The sequence below is a fragment of the Dyella sp. ASV21 genome (assembly GCF_016428975.1).
Classification (GTDB): domain Bacteria; phylum Pseudomonadota; class Gammaproteobacteria; order Xanthomonadales; family Rhodanobacteraceae; genus Dyella.
The window spans coordinates 1-303 of the sequence record NZ_JAELTT010000399.1 but is presented as its reverse complement, the minus strand read 5'-3'; the positions used below and the strand labels follow the sequence as shown (position 1 = coordinate 303).

Here is a 303-nt window from a genome sequence, read left to right as displayed (position 1 = left end):
GGGATAGCCCGCCTTGCCGTACACCTGAAGCCAGCCGCGCTCACTGGCGGCCTGAACACTTTTTTCCGTAACTTTGGCCCACGCTTGGTAATAGCCGAGGATTCGGCTCCACGCGGTGTAGGAGCTGTCTCTTATACACATCTCCGAGCCCACGAGACCCGTGACCGAATCTCGGTTGGCGGGGTGGGGGTGGAAAAGGGGGGGGGGGGGGGGGGGGGGGGGGGGGGGGGGGGGGGGGGGGGGGGGGGGGGGGGGGGGGGGGGGGGGGGGGGGGGGGGGGGGGGGGGGGGGGGGGGGGGGGGG

1 protein-coding gene is annotated in these 303 nt (G+C 73.9%); it reads right to left on the bottom strand.

Features of this window, described 5'->3' with window-relative positions; all coding sequences use genetic code 11:
• A partial coding sequence (locus tag JHD67_RS22060; RefSeq protein ID WP_233172189.1) for an Imm71 family immunity protein occupies positions 1–141 on the bottom strand: 141 nt, incomplete at its 3' end.
• Between the last annotated feature and the right edge of the window lie 162 nt (positions 142–303).